Below are 25,131 nucleotides of genomic sequence, written 5' to 3'. Positions count from 1 at the left end.
TGACGTTATCTCGGATGGACACCGCCAGGTTTCTCCACTCCCGGTACGGGGGCCGGTGGTGTAAAGAGCGAGACCATGCTGGAGCGACTCGGCGACCGAGTGAAGAAGGGCCTGCGCGACTGGACCGACCGCCTGGCCAACGACGAACAGAAGGAACGGATGCTGGCCTTGGCCCGGCCGCAGAACGAGTACGGGGTGGACCCGTTCGGGTACAACCTGGACTTCAGTCTGTCCGCCGTGGCGCCCTTCCTGTGGCTCTACCGCAACTACTTCCGCGTGGAGACGTTCGGCGTGGAGAAGGTCCCCGCCGGCCGCGTGCTCCTGGTGTCCAACCACTCCGGGCAGCTGCCGCTGGACGGCGCCATGATTGGCGTGTCGCTGATGCTCGAGGCCAGTCCGCCCCGCGCCATGCGCAGCATGGTGGAGAAGTGGGTGCCGTCACTCCCGTACGTCTCCACCTTCATGGCGCGCATGGGGCAGATTGTCGGCACGCCGGAGAACTGCCGGCGGCTGCTCGAGTCCGACGAGGCCATCCTCGTCTTCCCGGAGGGGCTGCGCGGCATCAACAAGCTGTGGCCCCAGCGCTACCAGCTCCAGGAGTTCGGCCTGGGCTTCATGCGCCTGGCGCTGGAGACGCGCACGCCCATCGTCCCGGTGGCCGTGGTGGGCGCCGAGGAGCAGGCCCCCGCGCTGATGGACCTGAAGCCGGTGGCGAAGCTGCTGGGCTTCCCGTCCTTCCCCATCACCCCCACGGGCGTGCCCTTCCCGCTGCCCACGAAGTACCGCATCTACTTCGGGGACCCGATGCACTTCTCGGGGCGCCCCGATGACGAGGACAGCGAGCTGGACAAGAAGGTCCGCACCGTGAAGGCGGCCATCCAGTCCATGCTCCACCAGGGCCTCAAGGAGCGCCGCGGGGTGTTCTGGTGAGCGATTACGCCCGGAGTCGGGGGACCAAGAGAGTGCAACCATGAGACCGGCCGTCGTCGTCACGGGCATCAGCGGCAACCTCGGCCGTACCCTCGCCAAGCTCCTCCACAAGCACGAGCGCATCATCGGCATCGACCGGCGTCCCTTCGCGGGCCGGCCGAAGGACGTCGAGATGTACGAGCTCGACTTGCGCAAGAAGAAGGCCGAGGACGTCTTCCGCAAGAACGAGGTCCGCGCCGTCATCCACATGGGCATCATGCATGACCCGCGCATGAGCGAGGAGGAGCACCACTCGTTCAACGTCGTGGGCACCACGCGCCTGTTGGAGTACTGCGCGAAGTACGGCGTGAAGAAGGTGGTGGTGCTGTCCTCGGCCAACGTCTACGGACCCAGCCCGGACAACTCCAACTTCCTCACCGAGGACGCGCCGCTCATGGCGGCCAGCCGCTTCTCCGGTGTGCGGGACTTGATTGAAGTGGACATGCTCGCGCATGGCTTCTTCTGGAAGCACCCGCACATCGAGACGGTGATTCTCAGGCCCGTGCACATCGTCGGGCCCACCATCAAGAACGCGCCCTCCAACTACCTGCGCCTGCGACACCCGTGGATGATGGCGGGCTTCGACCCGATGATTCAGCTCATCCACGTGGAGGACGTCGCCCGCGCCATGGTGGCCGCGCTGCGTCCGGAGCCCAAGGGCGTCTACAACGTGGTGGGCCCGGGCGAGGTGCCCCTGTCCGCGGTGATGCGCGAATTGGGCAATTCGCCCATCCCCGTGCCCCACCCGGTGGCCCGGCCCCTGTTGGGCATGCTCTTCAAGTACCGGCTGGCCAACTTCCCGCCCCCGGAGCTGGACCACATCCAGTTCCTGTGCGCCGTGGACGGCAGCCGCTGGGTGCAGGACGTGGACTGGAAGCCCCGCCACTCCATGCGCGAGACCATCCGCGCGGTGAACGGCGAGTAGCCTCCAGGCCCCGGAGGAAAGTCCGAGGGTCCCCTGACACGGTTGTCGTGCCTGGCACGACGCCGAAGGCTGGACCCTCTGACACGAGTGTCAGGACCCCGACGGCTCCACCCCAGGACTGTCGGCGCGCCCTCCTCGCAAGCCCTTGAATCTCCATGTGAAGCGATGCGGGCTGGCCGGTGCGCGGAGCATGGCATCGCCATTGCTCTAGTGGCCGGCGTCACCGCGCGGCGACGCGGGCCTGTTCAACACCGTCGCCCCGCCCACATGTCAGGGCACTCCATGGGGGAGTTCCCGACGCCCATCGACTCGGCCGGCCCCGAGCCGATGGGCGGATTCTTGTAGGGCACTCCATTGGGGAGTTCCCGACGCCCACCGCCTCGGCCGGCCCCGAGTCGGTGGGCGGTTTCTTTTTCAGCGCAGCTCGTCCGCGAACGGCCCGTCGTCCTGACGGTCCAGCAGCCACGCGCCGTGCTGGTAGACGAACTCCGACGTCACGACGGAGGTGTGCTCGGACGCGGAGGGCAGGCGCATCCACTGGATGCGGCTCTGGATGAAGGCCCGCGTGCCGTCTTCGGAGAGCTGCCCGTCCTCGATTTCGTAGTCGGTGATGGTGAGGTCGCGCTCGTCGTTGAGCGCGATGCGCGCCTTGGTGAACGCCTTGCGCTTCTCCGGGACGATGAACCGGGCGGCGGACCGGAAGTCCTTCCAGCGGATGACCTGATGGAACTGCTCCACCGTGGGCTTGAGTTCTTCCAGGTTGGATTTCTTGGATACGGTTGCGCACCCGGACAGGGCCAGGACGAGGAAAAGGGCAGGCAGGCGATTCACGAGGGGAACGGTAGCATCCGGCGCCCGCCCCGGACGAGGGCAGGGTGCTATGGTCCGGCTCCCCGCCCGAGCACCGGAGTCGCAAGCCCTCATGGCCAAGTCGATGGTGGAGCGCTACGAGCAGCTCCTCCGGCAGGACCCCACTTCTTCCGTTTTCGTCGAACTGGCCAAGGCCCTGCTGGAAAAGGGGGACGCGCCGCGCGCCATCGAGGTGTGTGAGCAGGGTGTCTCGCACCATCCGTCCTCGACGGTGGGCCGGGTGCTCTGGGGCAAGGCGCTCATCCAACTGGGCCGCCCCGCCGAGGCGATGGAGCAGTTCGACCGCGCCATCGCCATCGAGAAGGACAACCCTTACGCCTACAACCTGATTGGCGAGGTGTTGCTGCAGCGCGGGCTGTACCGCTCGGCGCTGCCGATCCTGCGCAAGGCCGTGGCGCTGCAGCCCAACGACGGCCGCGTGAAGCTGTGGCTGGAGCAGGCGCAGCAGGCCCTGGCCGGTGGCCCGGCCCCGGTCTTCGCGGACCTGATGGGGTTGGAGAAGGCCGAGCCCGAGGCGGGTGAGTCCGAGGCCGACGCGGCGAAGCCCGAGAGCGCCGAGAGTGCTCCCGCCGCCGCGTCTCCCATGGCGGCCGCGAGGCTTCGCGCCGCCGCGCTCGGAGACGCCGCGAAGGCCGCGAGCGCCTCGGGGCCGGGGGCCTCGAAGAGCGCGGGTGTGCGGGCCGCCGTGGACCTGGCGAGCGCCGCCGCTGCGGGTGGGCGCGCGAGCCCGGGGGATGCGGGTGCTCCGGGCACGGACGATGCGTCCGCGACGGAGGCGGGAGGCGAGCAGGCTTCTTCGGGGGCGGAGGGCGATGCGTCGGCCTCGGTGCCGTCGTCTGATTCTCTCGGGTTGATTGACCGGCAGGTGCCGGTGCTGCGGCCCTCGTCGGGCACCCAGCTTCCGAGCCTGGAGCTGTCCCTCTTCGACGAGGAGGACGGAGCCCGTTCCCCAGACGCGAATGCGCCGACGGGGGAGGGCGCCGACGCGGAGGCTTCGCAGGCGGGGCAGGCGTTGGATCCGGCCGCCTTCGGGGACGGTCCTGCCGCGTCCTCGGAAGCGGGCGCGGTGTCCGACGAGACCCGCGAGCAGGCGCTGCTGCGCTCCAGCGAGTTCACCACCGCGAAGCCGGTGGTCCCCGCCGCGTCCACCCATTCGCCTGACTCGGATGAAGAGCAGGCGCTGCTGCGCTCCAGCGAGTTCACCACCGCGAAGCCGGTGGTTCCCGCCGCGTCGGGCGGGCTGCTGGGGGATTTGCCTCCGCCCGAGCCCACCGCCGCCACGCCCGTCGTCGCGCGCGCGCAGCCCCAGGCGCGTGGCTCGGGCTCCAAGCGCTCGCTGCTGGAGGATTTGCCCGAGGCTTCGGACGCCACGGGTGCCACGGGCCGCGCGAAGGCTGGCGCGCCCAAGCAGGACACCGAGGCGCTGACCGCCGCCTACGAGAAGGAGCTGCGGCAGAAGCTCGCGCGCGAGGCGGCCAAGACGTCCTTCCTCAAGCGCAACGGCGTGAAGGTGGCCGGCGGCGCCGTGCTGCTGATGGTGGTCATCGCGGTCATCGTCGGTGTGCTGCGCATCCGCGCGGCCACCGGTGGGCAGACCCTGAACGAGGCCCTGGCCAAGAGCGAGGACCTCATCACCCAGGACACGCGCGCGTCGCTGGACGGGGCGTTGCAGCAGCTGGACCGGGCGCTGGACATGGACGAGAGCAGCAGCCGCGCGTGGGCCCTCAAGGCCTGGACGCACGCGCTGCTCTTCGCGGACCACGGCCTGTCCCCGGATGACCGGCTCAAGGCGCTGGAGGCGCTGGAGAAGCCCGGGGTGAGGGAGGCCGCGCCGGGGCTGACGCTCGCCACCAACGTCCTCGTGGCGGATGACCGGGGACGCGAGCCCGCGCGCCGCGCGCTGCTCGCGGCGACGGAGGAGAGCACGGAGGTCCACGCGCTGGCCGCGAGCCTGCTGCTGGCCGCCAAGGACGAGAAGAAGGCGCTGGAGCGCTTCGACCGCGCGCTCCGGGCCTCGCCGTCGAACGTGCGCGCCCTGGTGGCGCTGGGTGGCTACTACCTGGCCTCCGAGGACTTCCCGCACGCCATCGAGATGTTCGGCTCGGCGCGCACGAAGTCCCCCAAGCACCCCGTGGCGCGCATCGGTCAGGCCGAGGCGCGGCTGGCGCTGGAGCAGGACCTGGAGGCGTCGCTGGCGGACGTGGCGCCCCTGGCGGGGAGCCCGGAGCTGCCCGCAGACCTGGGGCCTCGCCAGCAGCTGGTGCACGGTCGGCTCCTGTCCGCCGTGGGCAAGCATGATGAGGCCCGAGCGCTGCTCGCCAAGGGCACGCAGGGGCCGCTGGCCTTCGACTTCCAGCTCGCGCAGGGCGCGGCGAGCCGGGCCGCCGGGAAGCTGGACGCGGCGCAGTCCGCGTACGAGGCGGCGCTGAAGCTGCAGCCCAATAGCGACGAGGCCCGCGAGGGACTGGGCCGCACGCTGTTGGACCGGGACAGGGAGCGCGACGTGCTCACCCGCCTGGAGGCGGACGGCGGCCGCAAGGTGGCGCTGGTGCGGGGCACCGCGTACGCGCGGCTCGGGGACTGGAGGCGTGCTCGCACGGAGCTGGCGCGCACGCGGGTGAACGAGCGCTACCCGCCGGAGGCCGTGTCGCTGCTCGCGCTGGCGGACGCGGCGGAGGGCAACGCGGTGCAGGCCCGCGAGCTGCTCGAGAAGGCGCTGGCCGCGAGCAAGCGCCCGCGCAACGACATGCGACTGGCGCTGGGACAGGTGTACTGGCGTGAGCGCGCCTTCGACAAGGCGCAGTCCCAGTTCGAGGAGGCGCAGAAGGACCCTCGGGACTACGAGGCGTCATGCTCGCTGGGCCGGCTCATGCTGGCGCGCGGACTGCCGGACATGGCGCTCAAGCCGCTGACTCAGGCGGTGGAGCGCAACGGCTCGCACGGCGAGGCGCGCGACGCGCTGGGGCGCACGCTGCTGGCGCTGGGGCGCACGCCGGAGGCCCTCAAGCAGTTCGAGACGTGGCAGCTCGACAACCCGGGCAGCGCCGATGCGCACAAGGGCTTCGCGCTGGCGCTCTTCCACTCCGGGCGTCGCAAGGAGGCCGAAGGGGCCGTGGGGCGCTCGGCGAAGCTGGCGCCGGACGACGCCGAGGCCCACCGGCTGCGCGCCGCCATCCTCTTCGCCTCGGGTGACGCGAAGGGCGGCTTCTCCGCGCTCGAGCGCGCCAACAAGTTGAACCCGAAGGACCCGGACACCTTCTGCGAGATTGCCCACGCCTTCCTGCGCCAGGGCAACCCGGACAACGCGGACGCGGCCTTCGCGGCGGCGCGGCGCGAGGGGCCGGATGCCACCTGTGGCCGGGTGGGGGAACTCTACGCGCAGCTGCCCAGCGGCGGCCGTCCCGCGGCGCGGACGCTGGAGGACCTGGCCTCGCGCGCGCCCACCGTCTGGGACAAGGCCTTCGCCCAGGCCACCATGGCCCGGGTGCTCCTGGGGGCTGGCGTGCTGAAGGAGGCCCGGACGGCGGCGGAGGAGGCCGTGCGCCTGGCGCCGTACGAGGGCCGCTCACACCTGGCCCTGGGCATGGTGGCGCTCAAGCAGCGTCAGGAGCCCGTGGCCAAGGCGGCGCTCTTGAAGGCCGTGGAGCTGGAACCGACGGATGGACTGGCGCACCTGGCGCTGGCGGACGTGCTGGTGCGCGAGTCGGCGGAGCTGCCCCGGGCGGTGGAGTCCTATGAGGCCTTCCTCCGACTGGCCGGAGGCAGCGAGGATGCGGGCCGCGTGAAGAAGGCACTGCCGTCCCTCAAGAAGAAAGCGGCCCGCTAGCGTGAGGAATCCTCCCCCCGGCTCGGGGCCCGAGTCCCCGTTGCTGCGAATCATGTGGGGCAACGCCTTCCTGCTGTCGGCGCTCTACCTGTTGGTGGGCGTCGTGGTGGAGGTGGCGCTGCGCTATTTCCCCTCGCTCTTCCTCCAGCGGCTGTCGCTGTCGCTGGACTCGCTGCCCGCGCGCGCCTTGGAGCTCATGGGGGCGATGGAGCCCCTGCGCACGGCGTACTTCAACGGGCGCATCCCCGAATATGCGGTGCGCCTCGTGTTCGGCCTCACCACGGTGGCGGTCATCTTCCTGCTCGCGCTGGTGGTGGGCACCGTCATGGGCACCCTGCGCCACCTGCTCTCCCGGCGCCGGGGCGCCTGAGTCACGGGCGCCCGCCGTCAGTCGGCGCCCATCGCGCGGCGGATGCGAGGCTTCTTCGCTCGCACCGCGGCCATGGGCGCCACCTGCGGCTCGTGTCCCGCGGCGCGGGCCATGAGGCAGATCTCCACCACCTTGGGGCCGAAGCGCTCCCAGCGGCTCTCCCCCGTGCCCTTCACCGTGAGGAAGCCCTCCCGGTCGATGGGCAGCGCCGCCGCCAGACCCAACAGCGTCGCGTCGTTGAAGATGATGAAGGGCGCGACGCCCAGGTCCTTCGACAGCTCCTTGCGCCAGCGGCGCAGCTCCGTGGAGGCCAGCTCGCTGTAGTTCGTCACCAGCGTCGCGGCGGCCGCGGCGCGGGCGCGTGAGGCGGACGGCCCTCCCGACAGCAGCACCGGCATCTTCGCGGGCGCGCACACGTCGCAGTTGCCGCAGGAGGTCTCCACGTCCTGCTGGCCGAAGTAGTGGAGGACGGCGCGGCGCCGGCAGCGTGAGTCCCGGTCCGAGTAGGCGTAGTCCGTCATCCGCCGCAGCAGCTGGAGGTTCTGCCGCTCCTGTTCGCGCACGTGGGACAGGTCCATGCCCAGCTCCCGGAAGGGCAGCCTCATGAGCGCGCGGATGGAGCGCCCCGAGAAGGGCCTGCGCACCCGCACCACGCCCGCCTTCTCCAACAGCCCCAGCGCGTGGCGCGTCTCGTCCACCGACAGGCCGATGCGGCGCGCGAGGATGGTCAGCTCCGTGGTGGCCTGACGGCCGATGGGGAACGTCTCCATCAGCGACTTGAGCAGCCGCTGCGCGTCCGGGGAGTGGGGGTGCGCGGCCTGGGCCTTCTCCGTCAGCAGCACCCCGTGCTCGCCCTCGCCCCGGCCTCCGCGCTCGAGCTTCCCGGCGCGCTCGAAGATGCGCAGCGCCGCGGACACCTCGAACTCACTGGCGTTCACCATGCCCGCGAGCACGTGCACGCCCCGCTCGAACTCCTCCACCGACTGGAGCACGGCCCACACGTCCGCCAGCACCGCCTCCGAGGGGTGGCTGCCCTGGATGAGCCGCTCCTGGGTGTACACGTCCGAGTGGTTGAACAGCAGCACCGCCCGGGCATCCCCACCGTCTCGGCCCGCGCGGCCAATCTCCTGGTAGTACGCCTCCACCGCGCGCGGGATGTTGGCGTGCGCGACGAAGCGGATGTCCGGCTTGTCGATGCCCATGCCGAACGCGTTGGTGGCCACCGCCACCGCGTCCTGGGTGGACATGAAGGTGTCCTGCGCCCGCCGGCGCGCGTCGTCCTCCATGCCCGCGTGGTACAGCACCGCCTTGAGCTTGCGGCCGTGCAGCTCCGAGAAGATGCCCTCCGCGGCCCGGCGCGTGGAGCAGTAGATGATGCCGCTGCCCCCCAGCGCCGCCAGGCGCGCGCACGCCTCGTGCCGGTCCGTGTCCCCGCCCACCTCCTGCTTGCCGAGGAAGAGGTTGGGCCGGTCGAACCCCATGGCGAACTCGCGGGGCTCCTTCATCAGCAGCACCCGGACGATGTCCGCGCGCACCTCCGGCGTGGCCGTGGCGGTGAGCGCCACCGTGCGCGGAGGCCGCAGCCGCTTGCGCACCTGTCCCAGCAGCGCGTAGTCCGGCCGGAAGTCGTGGCCCCACTGGGAGATGCAGTGCGCCTCGTCCACGGCGAGCAGGTCCACGCCCACGTCCATGACCATCTGCACGAAGCTCGCGCTGCGAAAGCGCTCCGGCGCCACGTACAGGAGCTTGTACTCACCGCCGCGCAGCCGGCGCATCCGCTCGGCCCGCTCCAAATCCGTCAGCGACGAGTTGATGAACGTGGCGGAGATGCCGCGCGCGGTGAGCTGCTCCACCTGGTCCTTCATCAGCGCGATGAGCGGCGACACCACCAGCGTCAGCCCTGGCAGCAGCGTGGCCGGCAGCTGGTAGCACAGGCTCTTGCCGGCGCCGGTGGGCATCACCACCACGGTGTTGCGCCCGGACAGCACGGTGGAGATGACCTCCGCCTGTCCCGGACGGAACTGCGTCAGGCCGAAGTGGCGCACCAGGCCCTGCTGGGCTTCTTCGAGGTAGGGCAGGGCCACCGACATCGCTCGCATGTCCACCATCCTGGTCCAGCCGTCAACGCAAACCACACCCCGCCACCCCTCACAGCTCCAGCCCCGGCGGCACGGGGACGGCCAGGCGGGCCCTCCTCCGCGCCACCTCCATCACCCTCAGCGCCGTGGCCTCAGGCTCCACGCGGCCGTCCACCACCACGTCCCCCTCGCGCGCGTCCGTCGGGAGCAGGGTTCGCTCCACCACGCAGGCCTGGCCGCCCTCCAGCCGCACCACCTGCGCGCGCGTGTCCTCCAGCAACTCCACCTGCACCATCCCCACCAGGCATCCCGCCATCATCCACGTCCTCCCGCCACGTTCCATTCCCGCTTCGCCTCCCACTCCCCGTCCGGGAGCAGGCCTCGCTCCAGCATCGACACGAAGCCGCCGTCGCCCACCACCAGGTGGTCCAGCACCTTCACGTTGAGCAACCTCGCGCCCGCCACCAGGTGCCGCGTGAGCGCCACGTCCTGGACGCTGGGCTCCGGGTCTCCCGAGGGGTGGTTGTGCGCCAGGACGATGGCCGTCGCCCGGGACACCAGCGCCGCGGCGAACACCTCCCTTGGGTCCACCGGGCACGTGTTCATGGTGCCCTCCGCCACCCGCGCGTCGTGCACCAGCACGTTGCGCGTGTTGAAGCACAGCACGTGGAAGACCTCGCGCCTCAGCCCGGTGAGCCCCGGCGTCAGGTACGTGTGGATCTCCCGGGGAGAGCGCAGCCTGGGCCTGCGCTCCGGCGACCTCTGCGCGCGCCGTCCCAACTCCAGCGCCGCGAGCACCTGGGCCGCCCGCCGTGGCCCCAGGCCCGGCACGTGGGCCAGCTCCACCGGCTCCGCCTGCAGCAGCGCCTTGAGTCCCCCGCAGCGCTTCAACACCGCGAGCGCCGCCTCCGTCGCGCCGCGCGAGCCCGAGGCCACGCCCCACGCCACGCACAAGAGCTCCGTGTCCGTGAGCGCCCGCGCTCCCAACCGGAAGAGCCGCTCCCGGGAGGACTCGACGTCCCCTCCCTTGCGCGCGTCCCTCGACCCCTCACCCACCTCGTCCGCCGCCCACGCCTCGCCCATCCGCCACCCCATCCCGCCCACCTTCACCGGCGCGGCGATTGAGCAAGGCGTGTGCCCGCTGTCTCTACCTGGAGCGTGATGTGCCTACCCATCCCGGCCCGCGTGGCAGCGGCCCGTCCGGCGGACTGTCATCGCCCCGCCACGGGCCTGCCGCCCGACGAGCGCCGGGCCGTGTCCAGGCTTTGTCTCAGAAGCGGGAGATGGCGAAGAACGATTTGATCTTGTCGTTCGTCTCGCGAAGTCGCTCGCTCAGCGTCCGGACGAACGTCCACAGCAGGACGTACGCCAGGTCCTTGTCGGTGAACATGAGCTGGTCCAGCTTGGAGCGCTCGATGACCCACACCGCGCAGCTCACGTGGGCGATGGCGTCGGCGGAGCGGGGCGAGTCCTCGATTACCGCCATCTCACCGAAGTACTGGCCGGGCTCCAGGATGGCGAGCGCCTCCTCGCCGATGCCGGGCACGGACTTGGAGATGCGGACCTTGCCCCGGGAGATGACGAACATCTCCTGGCCGGACTCCCCCTCGCGGAAGAGGAAGGCGCCCGCAGGGTAGTCCCTGGTCTGGCCGAGTTGAGCCACCTTGGCGAGCTGGCCCTGGGTCAAACCCTCGAACAGCGCAACCTTCTTGAGGAGCTCGGCATCCATGAGGCCAGCTTCGTATCACGCGCCCGAGGGCCTCTGGTACCTTCGCGGCCTCAACGAGTTAAGAGGGAAGGAGCCACCCGTGGCGGAGGAGAAGATCAACAAGGTGACCATCATCGGCTCGGGGCCGGCGGGCTACACCGCGGCCATCTATGCCGCGCGTGCCAACCTGGAGCCGGTGGTGTTCGCCGGTGGGCCCACGCTGGAGCACCCCCAGCGCGTGCCGGGCGGGCAGCTCATGGTGACCACGGACGTGGAGAACTACCCGGGCTTCCCGGAGGCCATCACCGGTCCGGAGCTGATGGAGCGCTTCCAGAAGCAGGCGGAGCGCTTCGGGACGGTCATCCACATGGAGAACGTGGTGAAGGTGGACTTCAGCCAGCGCCCGTTCCTGTTGGAGAGTGAGAGCGGCCTGCGCGTGCGCTCGGAGACGGTCATCATCTCCACCGGCGCCACGGCCAAGTGGCTGGGCGTCAAGGGCGAGGACACGTACAAGAACCGCGGCGTGTCCGCGTGCGCCACGTGTGACGGCGCGTTCTTCAAGAACCAGGAGGTCCTCGTCGTCGGCGGCGGCGACACGGCGATGGAGGAGGCCACGTACCTGGCGAAGATCGTCAAGCACGTCACCCTCATCCACCGGCGCGATTCGCTGCGCGCGTCGAAGGTCATGCAGGAGCGCGCGCTCAACAACCCGAAGATCTCCTTCCTGTGGAACTCCGCGGTGGAGGAGGTCCAGGGCGACGCGAAGGGGATGTCCGGCGCGGTGGTGCGCAACCTCAAGACGGGCGACAGCCAGCTGCTCAAGGCGACGGGCCTGTTCGTGGCCATCGGCCACACGCCGAACACGGAGCTGTTCCAGGGCATCCTGGAGACGCACCAGGGCGGCTATCTCAAGACGGTGCCGGGCAGCACCCGCACGAACATCCCCGGCGTCTTCGCTTGTGGTGACGTGCAGGACAGCTACTACCGGCAGGCAATCACCGCCGCGGGCACCGGCTGCATGGCGGCCATCGACGCCGAGCGTTGGCTCATCGAGCACGGCGAGTAGCTAGCCCGCGCATCGCCGCGTGACGCATGCTCCAGGCCGGTCCGCTCCCAAGAAGAGCGGGCCGGCCTTTTTCGCGTCGAGCCGGGACACACGCGCCCGGGAACGGACCCGAGGACCCTCTCTCATGAGCACGAAGCAGAAGACGCTGGCGGTGCACGCCGGGACGCGGCTGACGGGGAGCAAGGCGGTGCCTGTCTCGCCCCCCATCTCCGTCGCGGCGGTGAGCTGGTTCGACAGCAGTGACGACCTGGACGGCGCGCTCGACGGCAAGGACTACGCCTATGCCCGCATCAGCGCGCCCAACACGACGCTGCTGGAAGAGGCCGTGGCGGCGCTCGAGGGGGCCGAGTCCTGTGTGGCCTACGCCAGCGGCATGGCCGCGCTGCGCTCGCTCTTCGAGGCGCAGGGCTTCCGCCCCGGCGACAGGTTGGTGATGCCGGCCGACGGCTACGGCGTCACGCGCGCGCTCTACAAGAAGCTGTGCGCGGCGCTGGGCGTGGAGCTGCACGCGCTGAAGCTGACGGACGCGGACGCACCGGCGCGCATCCGGGAGCTCCGACCCCGGCTGGTGCTGGCGGAGAGCATCACCAATCCGCTCCTGCGCGTGGCGGACCTGCGCGTCCTCGCGAAGGCGAGCCATGACGTGGGCGCGGCGTTCGCGGTGGACGCGACGTTCCCTTCTCCCATGGGGCAGCGCGCGCTGCAGATGGGCGCGGACTACGCGGTGCAGTCCACCAGCAAGTGGCTCAACGGGCACAGCGACGCGCTGGGTGGCACGGTGAGCGGCTCGCGTGAGCGCATCGAGGTCCTGCGCGCCGCGCGCATCCTCGCGGGCGATGTGCTGGGACCGTTCGAGGCGTGGTTGACGCTGCGCGGGCTGCGCACGTTGCCGGTGCGGATGAAGGCGCATGCGGAGCACGCGGCCCACGTGGCGAGGCGACTGTCGGAGTCTCCGCTGCTCGAGCGGGTCATCTACCCGGGGCTGCCCTCGCATCCGGACCACGCGGTGGCGCGCGAGCTGTTGAAGGACGGTGGGCCCATGGTGGCGTTCGAGATTCGGGGCGCGGGGCGCCCGGAGGCCATGCGCTTCCTAGAGGCGTTGAAGGTGGGGCGGCCCGGGCCTTCACTGGGCGATGTCTGCACGCTGGTGATGCACGCGGCCAGCGCGAGCGCGCGGCGCTTCACGCCCGAGGAGCGCGAGGCGGCGGGCATCCGCGAGAGCCTCATCCGTGTCTCCGTGGGGCTGGAGGACCCGGACGACGTGGTGGACGATTTGCTCCAGGCCGTGGCCCGTGGGGTGGCGCGATGAAGATGGTGGATGTGGGCGCGAAGCCGAAGACGGAGCGCGTGGCGGTGGCCACGGGGCTCTTGCGCATGCAGGCCGAGACGCGCGAGCGCCTCCTCGCGGGGAAGATGGAGAAGGGGGACGTGCTCGCCGCGGCGAGGCTCGCGGGCATCATGGCCGCCAAGCGCACCCCGGACTTCATCCCGCTGTGCCATCCCATCGCGCTGTCCGGTGTCGAGGTGACGCTCGAGCCCGTGGCCGAGGGGCTCACCGTGCGCGTGACGGTGCGCACCGTGGACCGCACGGGCGTGGAGATGGAGGCGCTCACCGCGGCGTGCGCGGCGGCGCTCACCGTCTATGACATGTGCAAGAGCTCGGACCGCGGCATGGTGCTGGACGCGGTGCAGCTGGAGTCCAAGTCGGGTGGCCGCTCGGGGACGTGGGAGCGCGAGCCGGTGAAGAAGGCCGCCGCGTCCTCGCGCACCGCTCGAAAGCGTTCTGTCCGGTAGGCGCTCGCGGTCGCTTCCCCGCGGGGGGCGCGAGCCGGCGAAGACGGCCGGCGCGTCCTGCGTTCTCGTAACGAGAAGGAAGCCACCTCCGCGCGGCGCCCGCGAGGACTCACCAGCCCCTCGACCCTCGCGGCGCATCGGGCACGGGGGCGCGAATGCGCCGGTGGCGTTCGCGGCGTCGCCACATCTGAGCCGCACACGCGTGGCCACCCGCCTCGCCACGCGCTCACTCTCGCCCGGCTTCGTCCACCCGCGTCATTCGCCCACGGCCCCGTGCGGGCCAGACACTGTCCGCAGCGCGACGTCGCGACTGTGTCCCTCCACACGTCGCACCCTGAGCCGGTGCCCTTCGGGGCTCCCCCTTGTCGGAGGGGGCTCCCATGTTGGGTGGGCCATGCACGCCCGGCGGGGCGTCGTCGGCCAGGGAGGAGGTCGGAACGGTGCTCGACGACAGGATGATCCGCTCCACCCTGGTCCTGCTCGTGGCCCTGCTCGGCGGGGGCTGCAGCGCGGGTGAGGGGGCTTCGGAGGCTCCTCCGACACTGGTCGCCGAGGAGTCCCACGCGCGCTGCGGTGCGGGCGCGGACCGGCGCTCCATCTCCAAGGACCCGACGGACTGCCGCCACATGCTCTTCGTCTGCGCCCCCGGAGAGACGCCCTTCTTCGACGCCTGCGGCTGCGGCTGCCAGCGTCCCTGAGCCCTACGGAGTCTTCGCCTCCGCGCGGAGCCGCTCCAGGAAGAACGCCCCCACCACCAGCGAGTGGGTGATGCGCCCCTCCAGGATGAGCCTGGGCGCGTCCGCGCGCGGGTGCAGCTCCACGGCGATGTCCTCGCCTTCGTCCTGCTGCCCCGCATGTGCCTTCACGCAGTCCAGCGCCAGGAAGCTGAAGCACCGGTTGTCCTGCAGCGCGGGATTCGGGTGCACCCAGCCGAGCGGAAGCACACGGCCCGCCACGTACCCCGTCTCCTCCTCCAGCTCGCGCGCCGCGGCGACCGCGGGGTCCTCGCCCTCGTCCACCATGCCGCCGGGTACCTCCAGCGTGTCCGCGCCCGTGCCGAAGCGGAACTGCCGCACCAGCACCAGCTCGTCGGCCGGCGTCACCGCGATGACGTTCACCCAGTCCGCGCAGTCCACCCGCACCCGAGGGTGCTCCAGGTTCGTGCGAGGGTCCGCCCACTTGTCCTCGCGCACCGTCAGCACCTGGTAGTCATGCTCCAAGCCCAGGCGCAGTCGCAGCCAGGGCTTCACCGTCCGGGACATGGGCACTCGTTTCCGGGCCCCACCACACCAGCGGGCCCCACGGCAATCAGTTGAGCAGGGCCGCGCGCTCGCGCAGCTCCTGGGCCGTCAGCTCCAGCCGCTCACGGTCCGGCGCCTCGGGGGACAGCTCCAGGCAGCGCTCCACGTCGCGCAGCGCCGCCCGGTACGCGCCCAGGTTCGCCAGCAGCGCCGCGCGCGTGCGCAGCTCTCCGGGATGGTCCGGCGCCAGCAGCAACAACAGGTCCACCACCGCCAGCCCGCGCTCACGGTCCTCACGGCCCAGGTACACGCGCCGGAGGTTGGACAACATCCGGTACGCAATCAGCTCCACCGGCGCGGGCGCCAGCATGGCCCGGTCGAACTTGAGCTGCGGGGCCACGCGCTTGAGCAGCTCCTCGCAGCCGTGCTCCGTGAGGATGTCCCCCTGGTGGAACGGGTCCATCACCAGCTTGTGGTCCCCCGCGTCGTGCGCCACCAGGAAGTGGCCGGGGAAGGGCACCCCGTACAGCGGGATTCCCGCCCGGCGCGCGACCTCCAGGTACACCACCGACAGCGTTATCGGCAGGCCCAGCTTCCGCTCCAACACCTGGTCCAGGAAGCTGTTCTCCGGCGAGTGGTAGTTCTCCTCGTTGCCCCGGAAGCCCTCGATGTCCGACAGCACGTGACGCAGCGCCCGGAGCGGGGCCAGCGCCTCGCCCTTGTCGTTGAGCCGCTCCGCCTCCACCTGCACCCGGCAGGCGAGCACGTCCAACATGTGCAGACACGCCGGCGCGTCCAGCCCCGGCCTGTCCAGTGTGGCAATCGCCAGCGCCGCCAGGTCCAGGCGGGGAGGCTCCGCGGCCAGCGCCGACACCAACCGTTCCCGGGCCAGCGGCGGGCTGAATCCTGTGGTCATGCTCACGGCGGCAACCACTAACCCACGACGAGCCCGACAGCAAAGGCAGGCGGCCGAGCGTCAGAAGGTGGGCGGCGCATAGGGCAGCCTCCCCTTGATTTCGGCGCGCAGCCCCATCTGGGCCGAAATCAATCCCGCCAGGATTCCATCCTCGAACTCGAAAGTCGGGTGTTCCTTGAGTTGGGGGAAGTCGTGGGGATTGCGGAGCTCCTCGGGGGTCATGTTGGGGACGGCCTCGCGGGCCAGCCGCAACACCTTCGCCTGTTGTTGGGAAATCATCCGCTCGAAGAGCTGGGCGGACAGCTCCAGCATGTCCTGGGCCACGTCTTCCGTCATTGCGTGTCTACTCCTGGGCGATGTCCCACTTGGCGCGGCGGTAGCTGTAACGGAAAGCCGCCGCGTCCGCCTCTTTCGCGAGCCCCTCGCCCTCCCGGCCGTCCAGGAAGGCGACGAAGTCCAGCTGGCGGTCCTCCCGGCCGAACTCGGTGTCGAACAGGCGGACCAGCTCGTTGGCGGGCAGCGTGCGCCGGCCGACGACGTCGACCAGGGGGATGGCGAGCCCCCGCAGCTCCTTCGAGGGCGCGTAGGACTTCCACACCAGCTCCGTGCACACCAGCGTCTGGTCGGAGAAGAAGTCGAAGTCGAAGTCGTAGGGACGGCCCTGGTAGCCGAAGGCCCGCAGGATGGCGCGCGCCTTGTCCACGCGCGTCAGCCGGGGGCGCATCACGCCCAGGTAGTCCACGCGCATGCCGTGCTCGGGGCCGGTGAAGCTGACGCCCTCGCTGATGGACTCGATGATGCGCAGCGCTTCCCCCTGCGTGTCGGTCTGGTTGTACGCGGCCCACTTCGCGGGGAAGGCCGTGGCCAGGTGCCCCGTGAAGCTCCGCGGCTTGCCCTCGAGCGTCGCGAGCCAGGCCTTCACGTCCGCGTCCTCGTCGAAGTAGGCGGCCAGCTCCTTTCCGGTGCCCACGTACAGCTCCGCGTGCGGCCAGAAGCCCGGCAGGCCGATGTTGGAGAGGTACCAGTTCTGACGGGCCACCAGGATGTCGCCGGGCTCCATGCGGCCCAGCAGGGCCTGCACCTGCTCGCGGGAGATGAGCGGCTGGCCGGAGCGGTGCACGCGCGTGTCGCCCATCCACTCGGCCACCGCGCGCTGCACGGGGAAGAAGGCGCGCTGGGCGCTGTCCTGGGTGAGGTCCGTGGCGGCCTTGGCGAAGAGCACGGGGCCGCGCTTGATGAGCAGTCCCTTGGCCACCTCGCTGTTGAGCTTCATCTCCTGCATCACCCACGGGACGCGCGGCGCATCCAGCGCGCCGGCCTTCACCAACAGGGGCCGCAGCTGCTGCTTGTAGCCGTCACCCGTGAGCAGCTGGGTGGTGGTGCCCACGTGGATGACCTTCTCCTTGAAGCGGGCGAAGGCGCGCGCGGGCAGGCCGTACTCGGGGGCGGGCTCGTCCAGGAGCACCTCCAGCTGCTTGCGGCCTCCGGTGAGCTCCGCGTACGTCAGGCCGTGGGCCAGCTCCGTGGTGAGCGCGCCGTGGGTGAGCAGGAAGCCCCAGGCGTGCTTCTTCGGCTGGGTGAGCGACGGCACCTTCACGAAGTCCCAGTAGCGCTGACGGATGACCTCGGTGGAGACGAAGTAGTCGAAGAAGGCGGCCCACGTGGTGAGCAGGCGCTGCTTCTGGTCCGGCGTGTACGGCTCGCTCTGCTTCTGCAGGTACAGCGCGCGTGACGCCTTCACCTCTTCCGACAGCCGCCTGAGGCCCTGGGCGTAGCGCTCCAGCTGTCGCAGGTCCTCCTGGGCCTGGGCGACGAAGGCGTCGTCCTCGAGCGCGTAGACGCTCTTGGGTGGGGCGGCGGGCGCCTGGGGAGGCGGACTGGCGAAGGTGAGCCAGGCGAGCAGCAGGGAGGCGGCGGGCATGGGGTGGGGCTCCGGGCGGAGACAGGACGGCGGCGGGACTCTACCTCGGGAGCAGCCGGGGCGGCTGACCCCCTGGCTGCCCAGGGGAGGGGAGGGGGACGGCCGGGTGGTCCGGCGTGGGTTTCGTCCCCAGGTTCCTGGGACTCAAGTGACTCACGTCCGGACTGGGCTTGGCCGGGCAGAAAGGCAGAGCGGCAGATGGCATTCGGAACCGCGGAAGACCCCGGGCTCTCCATCACCCCCCACCTGGACTCGGTGGACTACCCCACGACGAGGGATGACCTGGTCGAGGCGGCCGAGGACGGCGAGGCCCCCGTCGACATCATCAACGTCCTCAAGTGCCTGCCGCGCACGGAGTATGCGTCGCGCGAGGACGTGATGCGCGACCTGGCGGAGGCCGCCCGGCGGTTCTCCCAGGGGGGACTGCCCGACGACGACGGCGCGAACAGGGACCGGCGCAACATCGGTCGGGACCTGGTGGAGAACGCGCCCGACGGCAGCTCGCGTCACCCCTGAGGGGCGACTTCCCTGGGAAGAAGCGCTCGCGGGCGCTGGCCGTTTCTGCCAGCGTTCGCGGGCGCATGCGTCCAGGTCTCCTGCTGAGCTGTCTCGTGCTGTTGCTCTCGTCCGGTTGTCGGAAGCCGCCGCCCTTGAGGGTGCCCATCCCCTCGGTGACGCCTCGGGTGCGCCTGAGCTTCCAGCCGGCCGTGGGGCGCGTGCTCACCGAATCCCAGCAGGCCCGCCGCGCGGTGGAGCAGGACGGGCAGGTGGTGCGCGAGGAGGCGGAGTTGACCACCGAGTCCCGCTTCGCCACCTCCGAGGGCGGCTGGCTCCTCACCCAGTCCGTGACGCGGGCGCAGCGCACGCGCGCGGGCGTGGCGGTGGAGGGCTGGGTGGATGACGTGCTGCTGCGCTTCGCGCTCCGGTTGCAGCTGGCGGCGGACGGCGCGTTCGTGAAGCTGGTGTCGCCGGAGTCCGCGACCGAGGCGCTGCGGCAGTCGGTTCCCACGGGCGTGGACGCGAAGGCGCTGGAGCGCTTCCTCGCGCCGGAGGCCCTGGAGGCGCGCACGCGGCGCGAGTGGGAGGCGAAGTTCGGTGGCCTGTTCCAGCGTCATCTGTCGGAGGGTCAACGCACGTGGGCGGTGGACACGCTGCCGATGGGCGACACGCAGGTGGCGTATGTGCTGGAGCGCACGCTGCAGGGGACGCGGGACACGGAGTACGGTGACGCGGTGGTGCTGAGCCTCAAGTGCCTGGACTCGGTGCCGGAGGACGCGCCGCAGGAGCTGACGGACGCGTGGGTGGCGGCGGGGCGCCCGGAGCTGACGGCGGGCGTGACGTGCGAGGGCGAGCAGGTGGTGGCCTACGGGCGCTTCGTGCCGGTGAGCCGCGAGCTCACGGTGAAGGCCCGCGTGGGCCCGGCGGCGTGGACGGTGACGATGCAGTCGCGAGCGCAGGCCCTTCAGGAGGAGACGCCATGAGCTGGAGAGACAACCTCGTCGAGGACGAAGCGGGAGTGGAGCGCGTGGTGAAGAGCGCCAGGCGCGTGGCGGTGCTGGGCATCAAGACGGAGCAGCAGTCGGGGCAGCCGGCCTTCTATGTGCCGGACTACCTGGCTCGCGCGGGCGTGGAGGTGGTGCCCGTGCCCGTCTACTACCCGGACGTGACGCACATCCTCGGCAAGCCCGTGTTCCGCAAGCTCACGGACGTGCCCGGTGAGGTGGACCTGGTGGATGTGTTCCGCAGGCCCCAGGACATCGACGCGCACGTGGACGACCTCATCGCCAAGAAGCCGAAGGCGGTGTGGTTCCAGTCCGGCATCCGCAACGACGCGGCGGCGCAGAAGCTCGCGGAAGCGGGCATCCAGGTGGTGCAGGACCGCTGCCTGATGGTGGACCACCGCCGCTACGGCGGACGCTGAGGCGTCATCGAGCAAGGCCGCGCGGTCGGGCCCCTTCGCGTGGAGGAGCCCGACCCGGTACCCAGTCCGTCAGGTCTGCTCAGGACGCGTCATAGGTCCACGTGAAGTACAGGTTGCGGCCGCGCCAGGCCGACAGGTCCTCCAGGCAGTACATGCCGGTGTGGATGCCGAACAGCTTGCCCTTGAGGAACTTGATGGCCCACAGGTTCGGCGAGTCGGTGTTGTTGACGACGATGTCCATCGTGTAGGGACCGCGGCCGGTGTTGTGCGTCTCGAGCACGCTGGGGTGGCGCGAGCCGTCCGGGCGGAAGACCTCGATGCCCTTCCACCAGGTGATGTTCGCGGCGGCCGTGAGGGTGATGCGCACGACGTTGGACGGGGCCGTCCCCGCGCCGCCGTACGTGAAGAACACGCGGTCTTCCGAGCTCTGGATGAGGTTGCCGGCCCAGCCGTTGTTGACCGTCCCGTTGGAGTTGATGACGCCGAAGGGCCAGTAGACCTGCGGGTCCCTGCAGCCGGGGTTGAGCGCCTGCGTCGTGGAGTCGAGCTCCTCGGCCGCGGGCGTGCTGGTGGGCTCCTGCGTGGTGGGGGCCTGCGTGGAGTCCACCTCCAGCTCCGGGCCGCAGCCGACGAGGCCGAACATGAGGGAGAGGGAAGCGACGGTGACGTGAGTCTTCACGGGGTGCCTTTCGGATATCGGTGGGACGCACCGCTCGGGGTGCGGTGACACGCGAACTGCTCGGCGTGTCGCGTGGGGGCCTTGTGCACCGCTCGTGCCCGCGTGAGCGCACGCGCTTCTCCGAGGAGGCTGCTCGGTGGTGGGCCTCGATTCGTCGCGCGGTGACACGCAGGGTTGGCACGGGTGGCACGTGGGCTTCGTGCCAGGGCTCACCGTGGAGGACCTGGCGCGCTAGAGTCGAGGGCATGTCGGACGCGGATGACCGCCGGGACGGGGCCGGCGTGCCCAGGGGGCTCTCCACCCAGGAAGACAGCGTCGCTCCGGAGGAGCCCTGGGAGGACGCGGGGCTGCCCGGTGCGTGGGAGCGCTTCGCGGACCTGACGCTGCTCGGCCAGGGTGGGATGGGCGTGGTCTACCGCGCGAGGGATGCGCGCCTGGGCCGCGATGTGGCGCTCAAGTTCGTGAAGGGGACCTCGCCCGCGCGCGCGATGCGATTGGTCCAGGAGGCCCGGGCACAGGCTCGCATCGACCATCCCAACGTCTGCAAGGTGTACGAGGTGGGGCAGGTCGCGGGCCGCGACTTCATCGCGATGCAGTTGGTCTCCGGGCGCAGGTTGGATGTGGTGGCCGTGGACATGTCGTTGGAGGACAAGGTCCAGGTGCTTCGGGACGTGGCCCTGGCCATCCACGAGGCGCATCGACTGGGCGTCATCCACCGCGACCTCAAGCCCTCCAACATCCTGGTGCAGCGGAGTGACGAGGGGCGCTGGTTCCCGGTGGTGATGGACTTCGGCCTGGCGCAGGAGACGGGACTGGAGCGCGGGCTCACGCAGTCCGGAGCGGTGCTGGGGACGCCTTCGTACATGTCGCCGGAGCAGGCGCGGGGGGATGTCAGGGCGCTGGACCGGCGCTCGGATGTCTATGGTCTGGGCGCGACGCTCTACGAGGCGCTCTGCGGTGTCGCGCCGTTTCATGGCGTGTCCGCCGCGAGCGTTTTGCACCACGTGCTCCACGAGGAGGTCCGCGCGCCCCGAGAGCTCGTGCCGGGCCTGCCCGTGGACCTGGAGACCGTGCTCCTCAAGTGCCTGAGCAAGGAGCCCGCGGCGCGGTATGGCTCGGCGCGTGCGCTGGCGGAGGACCTGGGGCGCTTCCTCGATGGCGAGCCCATCCTCGGACGACGACCGGGCGTGTGGGCGAGGCTGGCGCGACGCTGGAGGACGCAGCGCGCGCTCGTCACCGTCAGCGCGGTGTCCCTCGTGTGCATCGCGGTCCTGTCGGTGCTCGGGGTGCATTCGTGGCTGGAGGCGCGGGCCGTCGAGCAACGCTCTGGAGCACGTGCTTTGCTCGCGCAGCAACTCGGGCAGCAGGTGAAGGACCTCGAGTGGATTCTTCGCGCCGCGCACCTGGCTCCGCTGCATGACACGGGGAAGGAGGAGGCGCTGGTCCGTGAGTACATGCGCCACATCGCCTCGCTGCCTCATGAGCTTGGGAGCTCGGGTGAGGTGCTCGTGCTGCAGGCGCTGGGAGTGGGGCACCTGGCGATGAACGAGCTGGAGCCCGCGCGCGAGGCACTGGAGGCCGCGCGGGCCAAGGGGCTCGAATCACCCGAGCTGCATCATGCGTTGGGGCGGGTCCTCGGTGGGCTGTACCACCAGGAGCTCGAGGCGGCTCGACGCAGTGGCGACGCGGCGTGGGTGGCGGAGCGTCAGCGTTCGCTCGAGGCGCGCTATCTGGTGCCGGCGTTGCAGTCGCTGGAGCGCAGTCGGGAGGTCGAGTCGGGGGCGTATCTGGAGGGGCTCATCGCGTACTACCGGGGCTCGCTCGATGCGGCGGCGGACACGGTGGTGCATGCGGTCGATGAGTCACCGTGGAGCCTGGAGACGCGGTTGCTCGCGGGCGAGGTGACACTGGCTCGGGCGATGCGCGAGCTGGAACGCGGGGCCTACGATGTGGCGCGCACGGGACTGCAAGAGGCCGCCCGGCGCTACGAGGCCGCGACGGACCTGGGACGCAGTGATGCCCGTGGATACGAGGCGCTGGCCGAGGTCTGGCTGCAACAGTCGGAGCTGGACAAGCGCCAGGGGCGTTCGCGTCGGGCCTCGTTGGAGCAGGCGCTGGCCGCGAGCGAGCGGGCCGTGAAGGCCGCGCCCGGACGCTCCTCGGTGCACACGAAGCGGGCCTGGGTGCTGATGAACTGGTACCGCCTGGTGAACTTCCAGGAGCGCGACACGGACCCGAAGGCCGTGCTGTCCGACTGGACCTCCACCGCCGCGCGGGCCGTGGCGTTGGACCCCGCGAACGTCCAGGCCCACGACACGCTGGGCTACAGCCACTTCATGCGGGGGCTCCAGGATGCGCGCGAGGGGAAGGACCCGCGTCCCGCCTACGACGAGGCCGTCGCGTGGTTCGAGAAGGCATTGCGACTGCAACCCCGCTACCCGTGGGCGCTCAATGACCTGGCGCTCGTGCACCGGTGGCGGGGGACGTGGTTGCGAGAACATGGCCAGGACCCGAGCGCCGCGTTCGCCGAGGCCGCGCGTCACCTCCGCGACGCCGCGCGCGTGGACCCGAAGTACCTCTTCGCGCACGCCAACCTCACGGAGGTTCACAACTCGTTGGCGCAGTATGAACTCTCGCTCGGGAGGGACCCCTCGGCGGATGTCGAGCAGGCGCGCTCCGCTGGGGCACGGGCGCTCGCGCTGGATGCGCGGTATGCGCCGGTGCTCACGCAGCTGGGGCTGGCGGAGCTGACGCAGGCGCGCCATGTGTCGCGCACGGGCGGCGAGCCGGGGACATTGCTCTCGGCGGCGCTGGAGCATGTCGCGCGCTCGCTGGAGCTCAACCCCACGGCGGGGAGGACACACTTCCTGGGAGCGTCGGTGCACCTGCTAGCGGCGGAGCATGCGGTGCGCTCGGGCTCGGACCCCAGCGCATCACTGGAGGCCGCGCGCCGGGCGCTCGCCGTGCCGTACCCGGGAGACGCCTCGTGCGCGGACTGCCGTGTCCTGGGAGCGCGGTTGTCGCTGACTCGGGCCTCGTGGGAGCGCCGGCGCGGACACTCGGCGCGGCGATGGGTGAGCGAGGCGCTCGATGAGGCCCGGCGGGCCGTGAAGCTCTATCCCTACGACGAAGCCCACCTGGAGCTGGCGCGCGCGAGCTGGTGGATGGCGTCGGAGGCACAGACGTCATCGCTCCTCACCGAGGGGCTGGCGCAGGCCGACCTCGCCCTCGGGCTCAATCCCCGGCTCGCGGCTGCTCATGCGGTTCGAGGAGCGCTCCTGCTCGCGCGCTCACAGGGGGCGCCCTCGGCGGATCGCGAACCGCTGAGAGCGCAGGCCCGCGCGTCGTTGGAGCGGGCCTTGGCGCTCGATGTCTTCCTCCGCGAGGAGTACGCCCGACCGCTGCGGGAGCTGGGGGTGCTCACGTCCGAGCGCGGACCTCATCAGGCGGGACGCTGAGCCGTCGCCGTTGCGCGCGCTGGACGTGCCCGACGGCGTCGTGCACGGGCCCAGGTCAGCGCGCGGGCGCGGTGGCGAGCTTGCCCCATTGCGTCCAGTGGACGGGCTCGCAGCGGGGCAGCAGGCTGACCCACCTGGGGTCGACGAGCTCGGGGCGACGGAAGTTCTCCGGGAGGATGCACTCCGCGCCACGCGGGCTCCACAGCGCCTCCAGGCGGGGCAGGGTCTCCAGGTCGCTGCTCTGCTCCAGGCCGACCGCGAACTCGTCGCGCCTGCGGATGAGCGTGTTGTTGGCGGTGTAGCTCTTGAGGTTGTTGAACCGGACGAAGTACGCGGCGCGCTTCGCCTGGAGACAGGAGGCGTAGAGGTACGCGCGGCTCTCGTCGAGTCGTCCCTGCTTGTCCCAGGGCGTGTAGCCCCAGTCCAGGCAGGTGGCGATGGCGCCCTTGTCACAGGCGAGGGTGACGGACCTCGGCTGGTGGCTGACGCCCGCGGTGACGCTGTCGACGGCGAAGTCAGGCAGCACGGCCATCGAGGCATCGGGCCGCGCCGGCACATCCGTTACGCCCGAGCAGGGATTGACCCAGGACATGCTCGGCCTCCATTCGCCCTCCTGGTACTCCATCACGTACTTGGGCACCGCGCCGCGCGGCATCGAGGCGCTGGCCAGGGGACGGAACCGCACCTGGTAGCGGCGAGGCTCCTCGTTCGGGTCCTTCACGCTCAACGCGAGGATGAGCCTGGGTAGCTCGCCGCCCTCGATGGCGAAGGACTCCGTGGAACGGCCCACGTGGACGCCCTTGAAGCGGAGCTGTCCCTTCCCACCCTGAATCTCGAGCACCCTCACCGGCTCGGAGGCGCTCATCGACTCGTCGAGCAGTCGGGCGTCGACGACGTCGGCCATGATGACCTGCGCGCCCACGTTCGCGTCGCGCAGCCGCAGCGCGATGCCATCCGCGGTGTTCAGGAACGTCTCCGGGCAGTACCGGTCCTTGGTGGAGATGGCCAGACAGTGGCTGTGGCCCTCGAGGTTGTAGATGCCCAGGCCGTTGGGGCTCTCCGGGTCGCACTGGCCAGAGGGGCAGTCATCGGAGATGAGCCGTCCCTCGTACGGAGGCGTCTCGCAGTTCTCCCGCGCGCAGTCCTTGTGGGGCAGGGTGTCGTCCTTGCTCGGGCCCTTCGATGGGCACGAGAGCCCGAAGTACTTGCAGCAGCCACTGGCGCCGCTCGCCAGCAGGAGCAGGAGCGCGCAGCGGAGCCCCACGGCCCACAGGGGCCGCTTCGGTGACACGCCAGGACGGACTCGCACGAATGCCTTCACGGATGACTTCCCCCTCATGGATGGTGGCGAGGACAGCGCCAGGTGGGCCGTCCTCGGTGACTTCATAG

At 70.7% G+C, this 25,131-nt stretch carries 23 protein-coding genes; 12 read left to right on the top strand and 11 right to left on the bottom strand.

Annotation, left to right across the window (positions count from 1 at the left end; all coding sequences use genetic code 11):
* Positions 1-75 precede the first annotated feature (75 nt).
* Positions 76-930: a lysophospholipid acyltransferase family protein gene (locus LXT21_RS42035; protein ID WP_046712143.1), complete on the top strand. Its 855-nt coding sequence runs from the start codon at positions 76-78 to the stop codon at positions 928-930.
* A gap of 40 nt (positions 931-970) precedes the next feature.
* Complete coding sequence (locus tag LXT21_RS42030) at positions 971-1,894, top strand: SDR family oxidoreductase (RefSeq protein ID WP_254043883.1); 924 nt, start codon at positions 971-973, stop codon at positions 1,892-1,894.
* Positions 1,895-2,308: 414 nt separating this feature from the next.
* Here the strand turns inward: LXT21_RS42030 and LXT21_RS42025 are convergent, their stop codons facing one another.
* Positions 2,309-2,725, bottom strand: coding sequence for a hypothetical protein (locus LXT21_RS42025; protein WP_254043882.1), 417 nt, complete (start codon positions 2,723-2,725; stop codon positions 2,309-2,311).
* A gap of 91 nt (positions 2,726-2,816) precedes the next feature.
* Here LXT21_RS42025 and LXT21_RS42020 point away from each other — a divergent pair, with 91 nt between their 5' ends.
* Together LXT21_RS42020 and LXT21_RS42015 are read left to right on the top strand one after the other, a co-directional pair.
* Positions 2,817-6,590: a tetratricopeptide repeat protein gene (locus LXT21_RS42020; RefSeq protein ID WP_254043881.1), complete on the top strand. Its 3,774-nt coding sequence runs from the start codon at positions 2,817-2,819 to the stop codon at positions 6,588-6,590.
* Between the two features lie 52 nt (positions 6,591-6,642).
* Complete coding sequence (locus tag LXT21_RS42015) at positions 6,643-6,960, top strand: hypothetical protein (RefSeq protein WP_254043936.1); 318 nt, start codon at positions 6,643-6,645, stop codon at positions 6,958-6,960.
* 17 nt (positions 6,961-6,977) lie between these two features.
* Here the strand turns inward: LXT21_RS42015 and LXT21_RS42010 are convergent, their stop codons facing one another.
* From LXT21_RS42010 to LXT21_RS41995, 4 genes are all read right to left on the bottom strand, one after another.
* A complete protein-coding gene (locus tag LXT21_RS42010) occupies positions 6,978-9,068 on the bottom strand; it encodes a RecQ family ATP-dependent DNA helicase (protein WP_254043880.1) in 2,091 nt (696 codons plus the stop codon).
* A 40-nt stretch (positions 9,069-9,108) separates the two neighbouring features.
* Positions 9,109-9,357, bottom strand: a complete 249-nt coding sequence (locus LXT21_RS42005) for a DUF3006 domain-containing protein (protein WP_407667101.1) — start codon at positions 9,355-9,357, stop codon at positions 9,109-9,111.
* On the bottom strand, positions 9,354-10,133 hold the full coding sequence (gene radC / locus LXT21_RS42000; RefSeq protein ID WP_254043879.1) for a RadC family protein: 780 nt from the start codon (positions 10,131-10,133) through the stop codon (positions 9,354-9,356). Before radC ends, LXT21_RS42005 begins: the two co-directional genes overlap by 4 nt.
* 175 nt (positions 10,134-10,308) lie before the next feature.
* Entirely contained in the window at positions 10,309-10,767 is a 459-nt protein-coding gene (locus LXT21_RS41995) for a cyclic nucleotide-binding domain-containing protein (RefSeq protein WP_254043878.1), read from the bottom strand.
* A 79-nt stretch (positions 10,768-10,846) separates the two neighbouring features.
* Here LXT21_RS41995 and trxB point away from each other — a divergent pair, with 79 nt between their 5' ends.
* The 4 genes from trxB (at position 10,847) to LXT21_RS41975 (ending at position 14,304) form a co-directional block, all read left to right on the top strand.
* Positions 10,847-11,812, top strand: coding sequence for a thioredoxin-disulfide reductase (trxB, locus tag LXT21_RS41990; protein WP_254043934.1), 966 nt, complete (start codon positions 10,847-10,849; stop codon positions 11,810-11,812).
* 124 nt (positions 11,813-11,936) lie between these two features.
* Positions 11,937-13,121 (top strand): trans-sulfuration enzyme family protein, encoded by a 1,185-nt coding sequence (locus LXT21_RS41985; protein WP_254043877.1) that lies wholly within the window; start codon positions 11,937-11,939, stop codon positions 13,119-13,121.
* Positions 13,118-13,606: a cyclic pyranopterin monophosphate synthase MoaC gene (moaC, locus tag LXT21_RS41980; protein WP_254043876.1), complete on the top strand. Its 489-nt coding sequence runs from the start codon at positions 13,118-13,120 to the stop codon at positions 13,604-13,606. The genes LXT21_RS41985 and moaC overlap by 4 nt, the downstream gene beginning before the upstream one ends.
* Before the next feature lie 440 nt (positions 13,607-14,046).
* Entirely contained in the window at positions 14,047-14,304 is a 258-nt protein-coding gene (locus tag LXT21_RS41975; RefSeq protein ID WP_254043875.1) for a hypothetical protein, read from the top strand.
* Positions 14,305-14,307: 3 nt separating this feature from the next.
* Here the strand turns inward: LXT21_RS41975 and LXT21_RS41970 are convergent, their stop codons facing one another.
* The 4 genes from LXT21_RS41970 to LXT21_RS41955 are packed head-to-tail and all read right to left on the bottom strand — an operon-like array spanning position 14,308 to position 17,684.
* Complete coding sequence (locus LXT21_RS41970) at positions 14,308-14,868, bottom strand: NUDIX hydrolase (RefSeq protein ID WP_254043874.1); 561 nt, start codon at positions 14,866-14,868, stop codon at positions 14,308-14,310.
* 46 nt (positions 14,869-14,914) lie between these two features.
* Positions 14,915-15,763 carry a SirB1 family protein gene (locus tag LXT21_RS41965; RefSeq protein ID WP_254043933.1) on the bottom strand — a complete coding sequence of 283 codons (849 nt, stop codon included), beginning with the start codon at positions 15,761-15,763 and terminating at the stop codon, positions 14,915-14,917.
* Positions 15,764-15,823: 60 nt separating this feature from the next.
* The gene (locus tag LXT21_RS41960; RefSeq protein ID WP_254043873.1) at positions 15,824-16,099 is read right to left on the bottom strand and encodes a hypothetical protein; all 276 of its coding nucleotides are present in this window, start codon (positions 16,097-16,099) and stop codon (positions 15,824-15,826) included.
* A gap of 7 nt (positions 16,100-16,106) precedes the next feature.
* Positions 16,107-17,684 carry a YiiX/YebB-like N1pC/P60 family cysteine hydrolase gene (locus LXT21_RS41955; RefSeq protein WP_254043872.1) on the bottom strand — a complete coding sequence of 526 codons (1,578 nt, stop codon included), beginning with the start codon at positions 17,682-17,684 and terminating at the stop codon, positions 16,107-16,109.
* 198 nt (positions 17,685-17,882) lie between these two features.
* Here LXT21_RS41955 and LXT21_RS41950 point away from each other — a divergent pair, with 198 nt between their 5' ends.
* From LXT21_RS41950 to LXT21_RS41940, 3 genes are all read left to right on the top strand, one after another.
* Positions 17,883-18,200 carry a DUF2795 domain-containing protein gene (locus LXT21_RS41950; protein ID WP_254043871.1) on the top strand — a complete coding sequence of 106 codons (318 nt, stop codon included), beginning with the start codon at positions 17,883-17,885 and terminating at the stop codon, positions 18,198-18,200.
* Positions 18,201-18,265: 65 nt separating this feature from the next.
* A complete protein-coding gene (locus tag LXT21_RS41945) occupies positions 18,266-19,165 on the top strand; it encodes a hypothetical protein (protein ID WP_254043870.1) in 900 nt (299 codons plus the stop codon).
* The gene (locus LXT21_RS41940) at positions 19,162-19,605 is read left to right on the top strand and encodes a CoA-binding protein (RefSeq protein ID WP_254043869.1); all 444 of its coding nucleotides are present in this window, start codon (positions 19,162-19,164) and stop codon (positions 19,603-19,605) included. Before LXT21_RS41945 ends, LXT21_RS41940 begins: the two co-directional genes overlap by 4 nt.
* Positions 19,606-19,684: 79 nt before the next feature.
* On the opposite strand, the gene LXT21_RS41935 is transcribed toward LXT21_RS41940, so the two are convergent.
* On the bottom strand, positions 19,685-20,284 hold the full coding sequence (locus LXT21_RS41935; RefSeq protein ID WP_254043868.1) for a hypothetical protein: 600 nt from the start codon (positions 20,282-20,284) through the stop codon (positions 19,685-19,687).
* Positions 20,285-20,529: 245 nt separating this feature from the next.
* Here LXT21_RS41935 and LXT21_RS41930 point away from each other — a divergent pair, with 245 nt between their 5' ends.
* Entirely contained in the window at positions 20,530-23,742 is a 3,213-nt protein-coding gene (locus LXT21_RS41930; RefSeq protein WP_254043867.1) for a protein kinase domain-containing protein, read from the top strand.
* A 55-nt stretch (positions 23,743-23,797) separates the two neighbouring features.
* On the opposite strand, the gene LXT21_RS45590 is transcribed toward LXT21_RS41930, so the two are convergent.
* Complete coding sequence (locus LXT21_RS45590) at positions 23,798-25,051, bottom strand: ADYC domain-containing protein (RefSeq protein WP_254043866.1); 1,254 nt, start codon at positions 25,049-25,051, stop codon at positions 23,798-23,800.
* Between the last annotated feature and the right edge of the window lie 80 nt (positions 25,052-25,131).

Origin of the sequence: Myxococcus guangdongensis (genome assembly GCF_024198255.1) — a bacterium.
GTDB classification, from domain to species: Bacteria; Myxococcota; Myxococcia; order Myxococcales; family Myxococcaceae; genus Myxococcus; species Myxococcus guangdongensis.
This window is presented reverse-complemented; position numbering and strand designations above follow the sequence as displayed.

Bases quoted from the DNA above. Each gene is read 5' to 3' on its own strand.
- LXT21_RS42035 (WP_046712143.1), top strand. From the start codon at position 76: ATGCTGGAGCGACTCGGCGACCGAGTGAAGAAGGGCCTGCGCGACTGG.
- LXT21_RS42030 (WP_254043883.1), top strand. From the start codon at position 971: ATGAGACCGGCCGTCGTCGTCACGGGCATCAGCGGCAACCTCGGCCGT.
- LXT21_RS42020 (WP_254043881.1), top strand. From the start codon at position 2,817: ATGGCCAAGTCGATGGTGGAGCGCTACGAGCAGCTCCTCCGGCAGGAC.
- LXT21_RS42015 (WP_254043936.1), top strand. From the start codon at position 6,643: ATGTGGGGCAACGCCTTCCTGCTGTCGGCGCTCTACCTGTTGGTGGGC.
- LXT21_RS42010 (WP_254043880.1), bottom strand. From the start codon at position 9,068: ATGGTGGACATGCGAGCGATGTCGGTGGCCCTGCCCTACCTCGAAGAA.
- LXT21_RS42005 (WP_407667101.1), bottom strand. From the start codon at position 9,357: ATGATGGCGGGATGCCTGGTGGGGATGGTGCAGGTGGAGTTGCTGGAG.
- radC (WP_254043879.1), bottom strand. From the start codon at position 10,133: ATGGGGTGGCGGATGGGCGAGGCGTGGGCGGCGGACGAGGTGGGTGAG.
- LXT21_RS41995 (WP_254043878.1), bottom strand. From the start codon at position 10,767: ATGGATGCCGAGCTCCTCAAGAAGGTTGCGCTGTTCGAGGGTTTGACC.
- LXT21_RS41985 (WP_254043877.1), top strand. From the start codon at position 11,937: ATGAGCACGAAGCAGAAGACGCTGGCGGTGCACGCCGGGACGCGGCTG.
- moaC (WP_254043876.1), top strand. From the start codon at position 13,118: ATGAAGATGGTGGATGTGGGCGCGAAGCCGAAGACGGAGCGCGTGGCG.
- LXT21_RS41970 (WP_254043874.1), bottom strand. From the start codon at position 14,868: ATGTCCCGGACGGTGAAGCCCTGGCTGCGACTGCGCCTGGGCTTGGAG.
- LXT21_RS41965 (WP_254043933.1), bottom strand. From the start codon at position 15,763: ATGACCACAGGATTCAGCCCGCCGCTGGCCCGGGAACGGTTGGTGTCG.
- LXT21_RS41960 (WP_254043873.1), bottom strand. From the start codon at position 16,099: ATGACGGAAGACGTGGCCCAGGACATGCTGGAGCTGTCCGCCCAGCTC.
- LXT21_RS41955 (WP_254043872.1), bottom strand. From the start codon at position 17,684: ATGCCCGCCGCCTCCCTGCTGCTCGCCTGGCTCACCTTCGCCAGTCCG.
- LXT21_RS41950 (WP_254043871.1), top strand. From the start codon at position 17,883: ATGGCATTCGGAACCGCGGAAGACCCCGGGCTCTCCATCACCCCCCAC.
- LXT21_RS41945 (WP_254043870.1), top strand. From the start codon at position 18,266: ATGCGTCCAGGTCTCCTGCTGAGCTGTCTCGTGCTGTTGCTCTCGTCC.
- LXT21_RS41940 (WP_254043869.1), top strand. From the start codon at position 19,162: ATGAGCTGGAGAGACAACCTCGTCGAGGACGAAGCGGGAGTGGAGCGC.
- LXT21_RS41930 (WP_254043867.1), top strand. From the start codon at position 20,530: ATGTCGGACGCGGATGACCGCCGGGACGGGGCCGGCGTGCCCAGGGGG.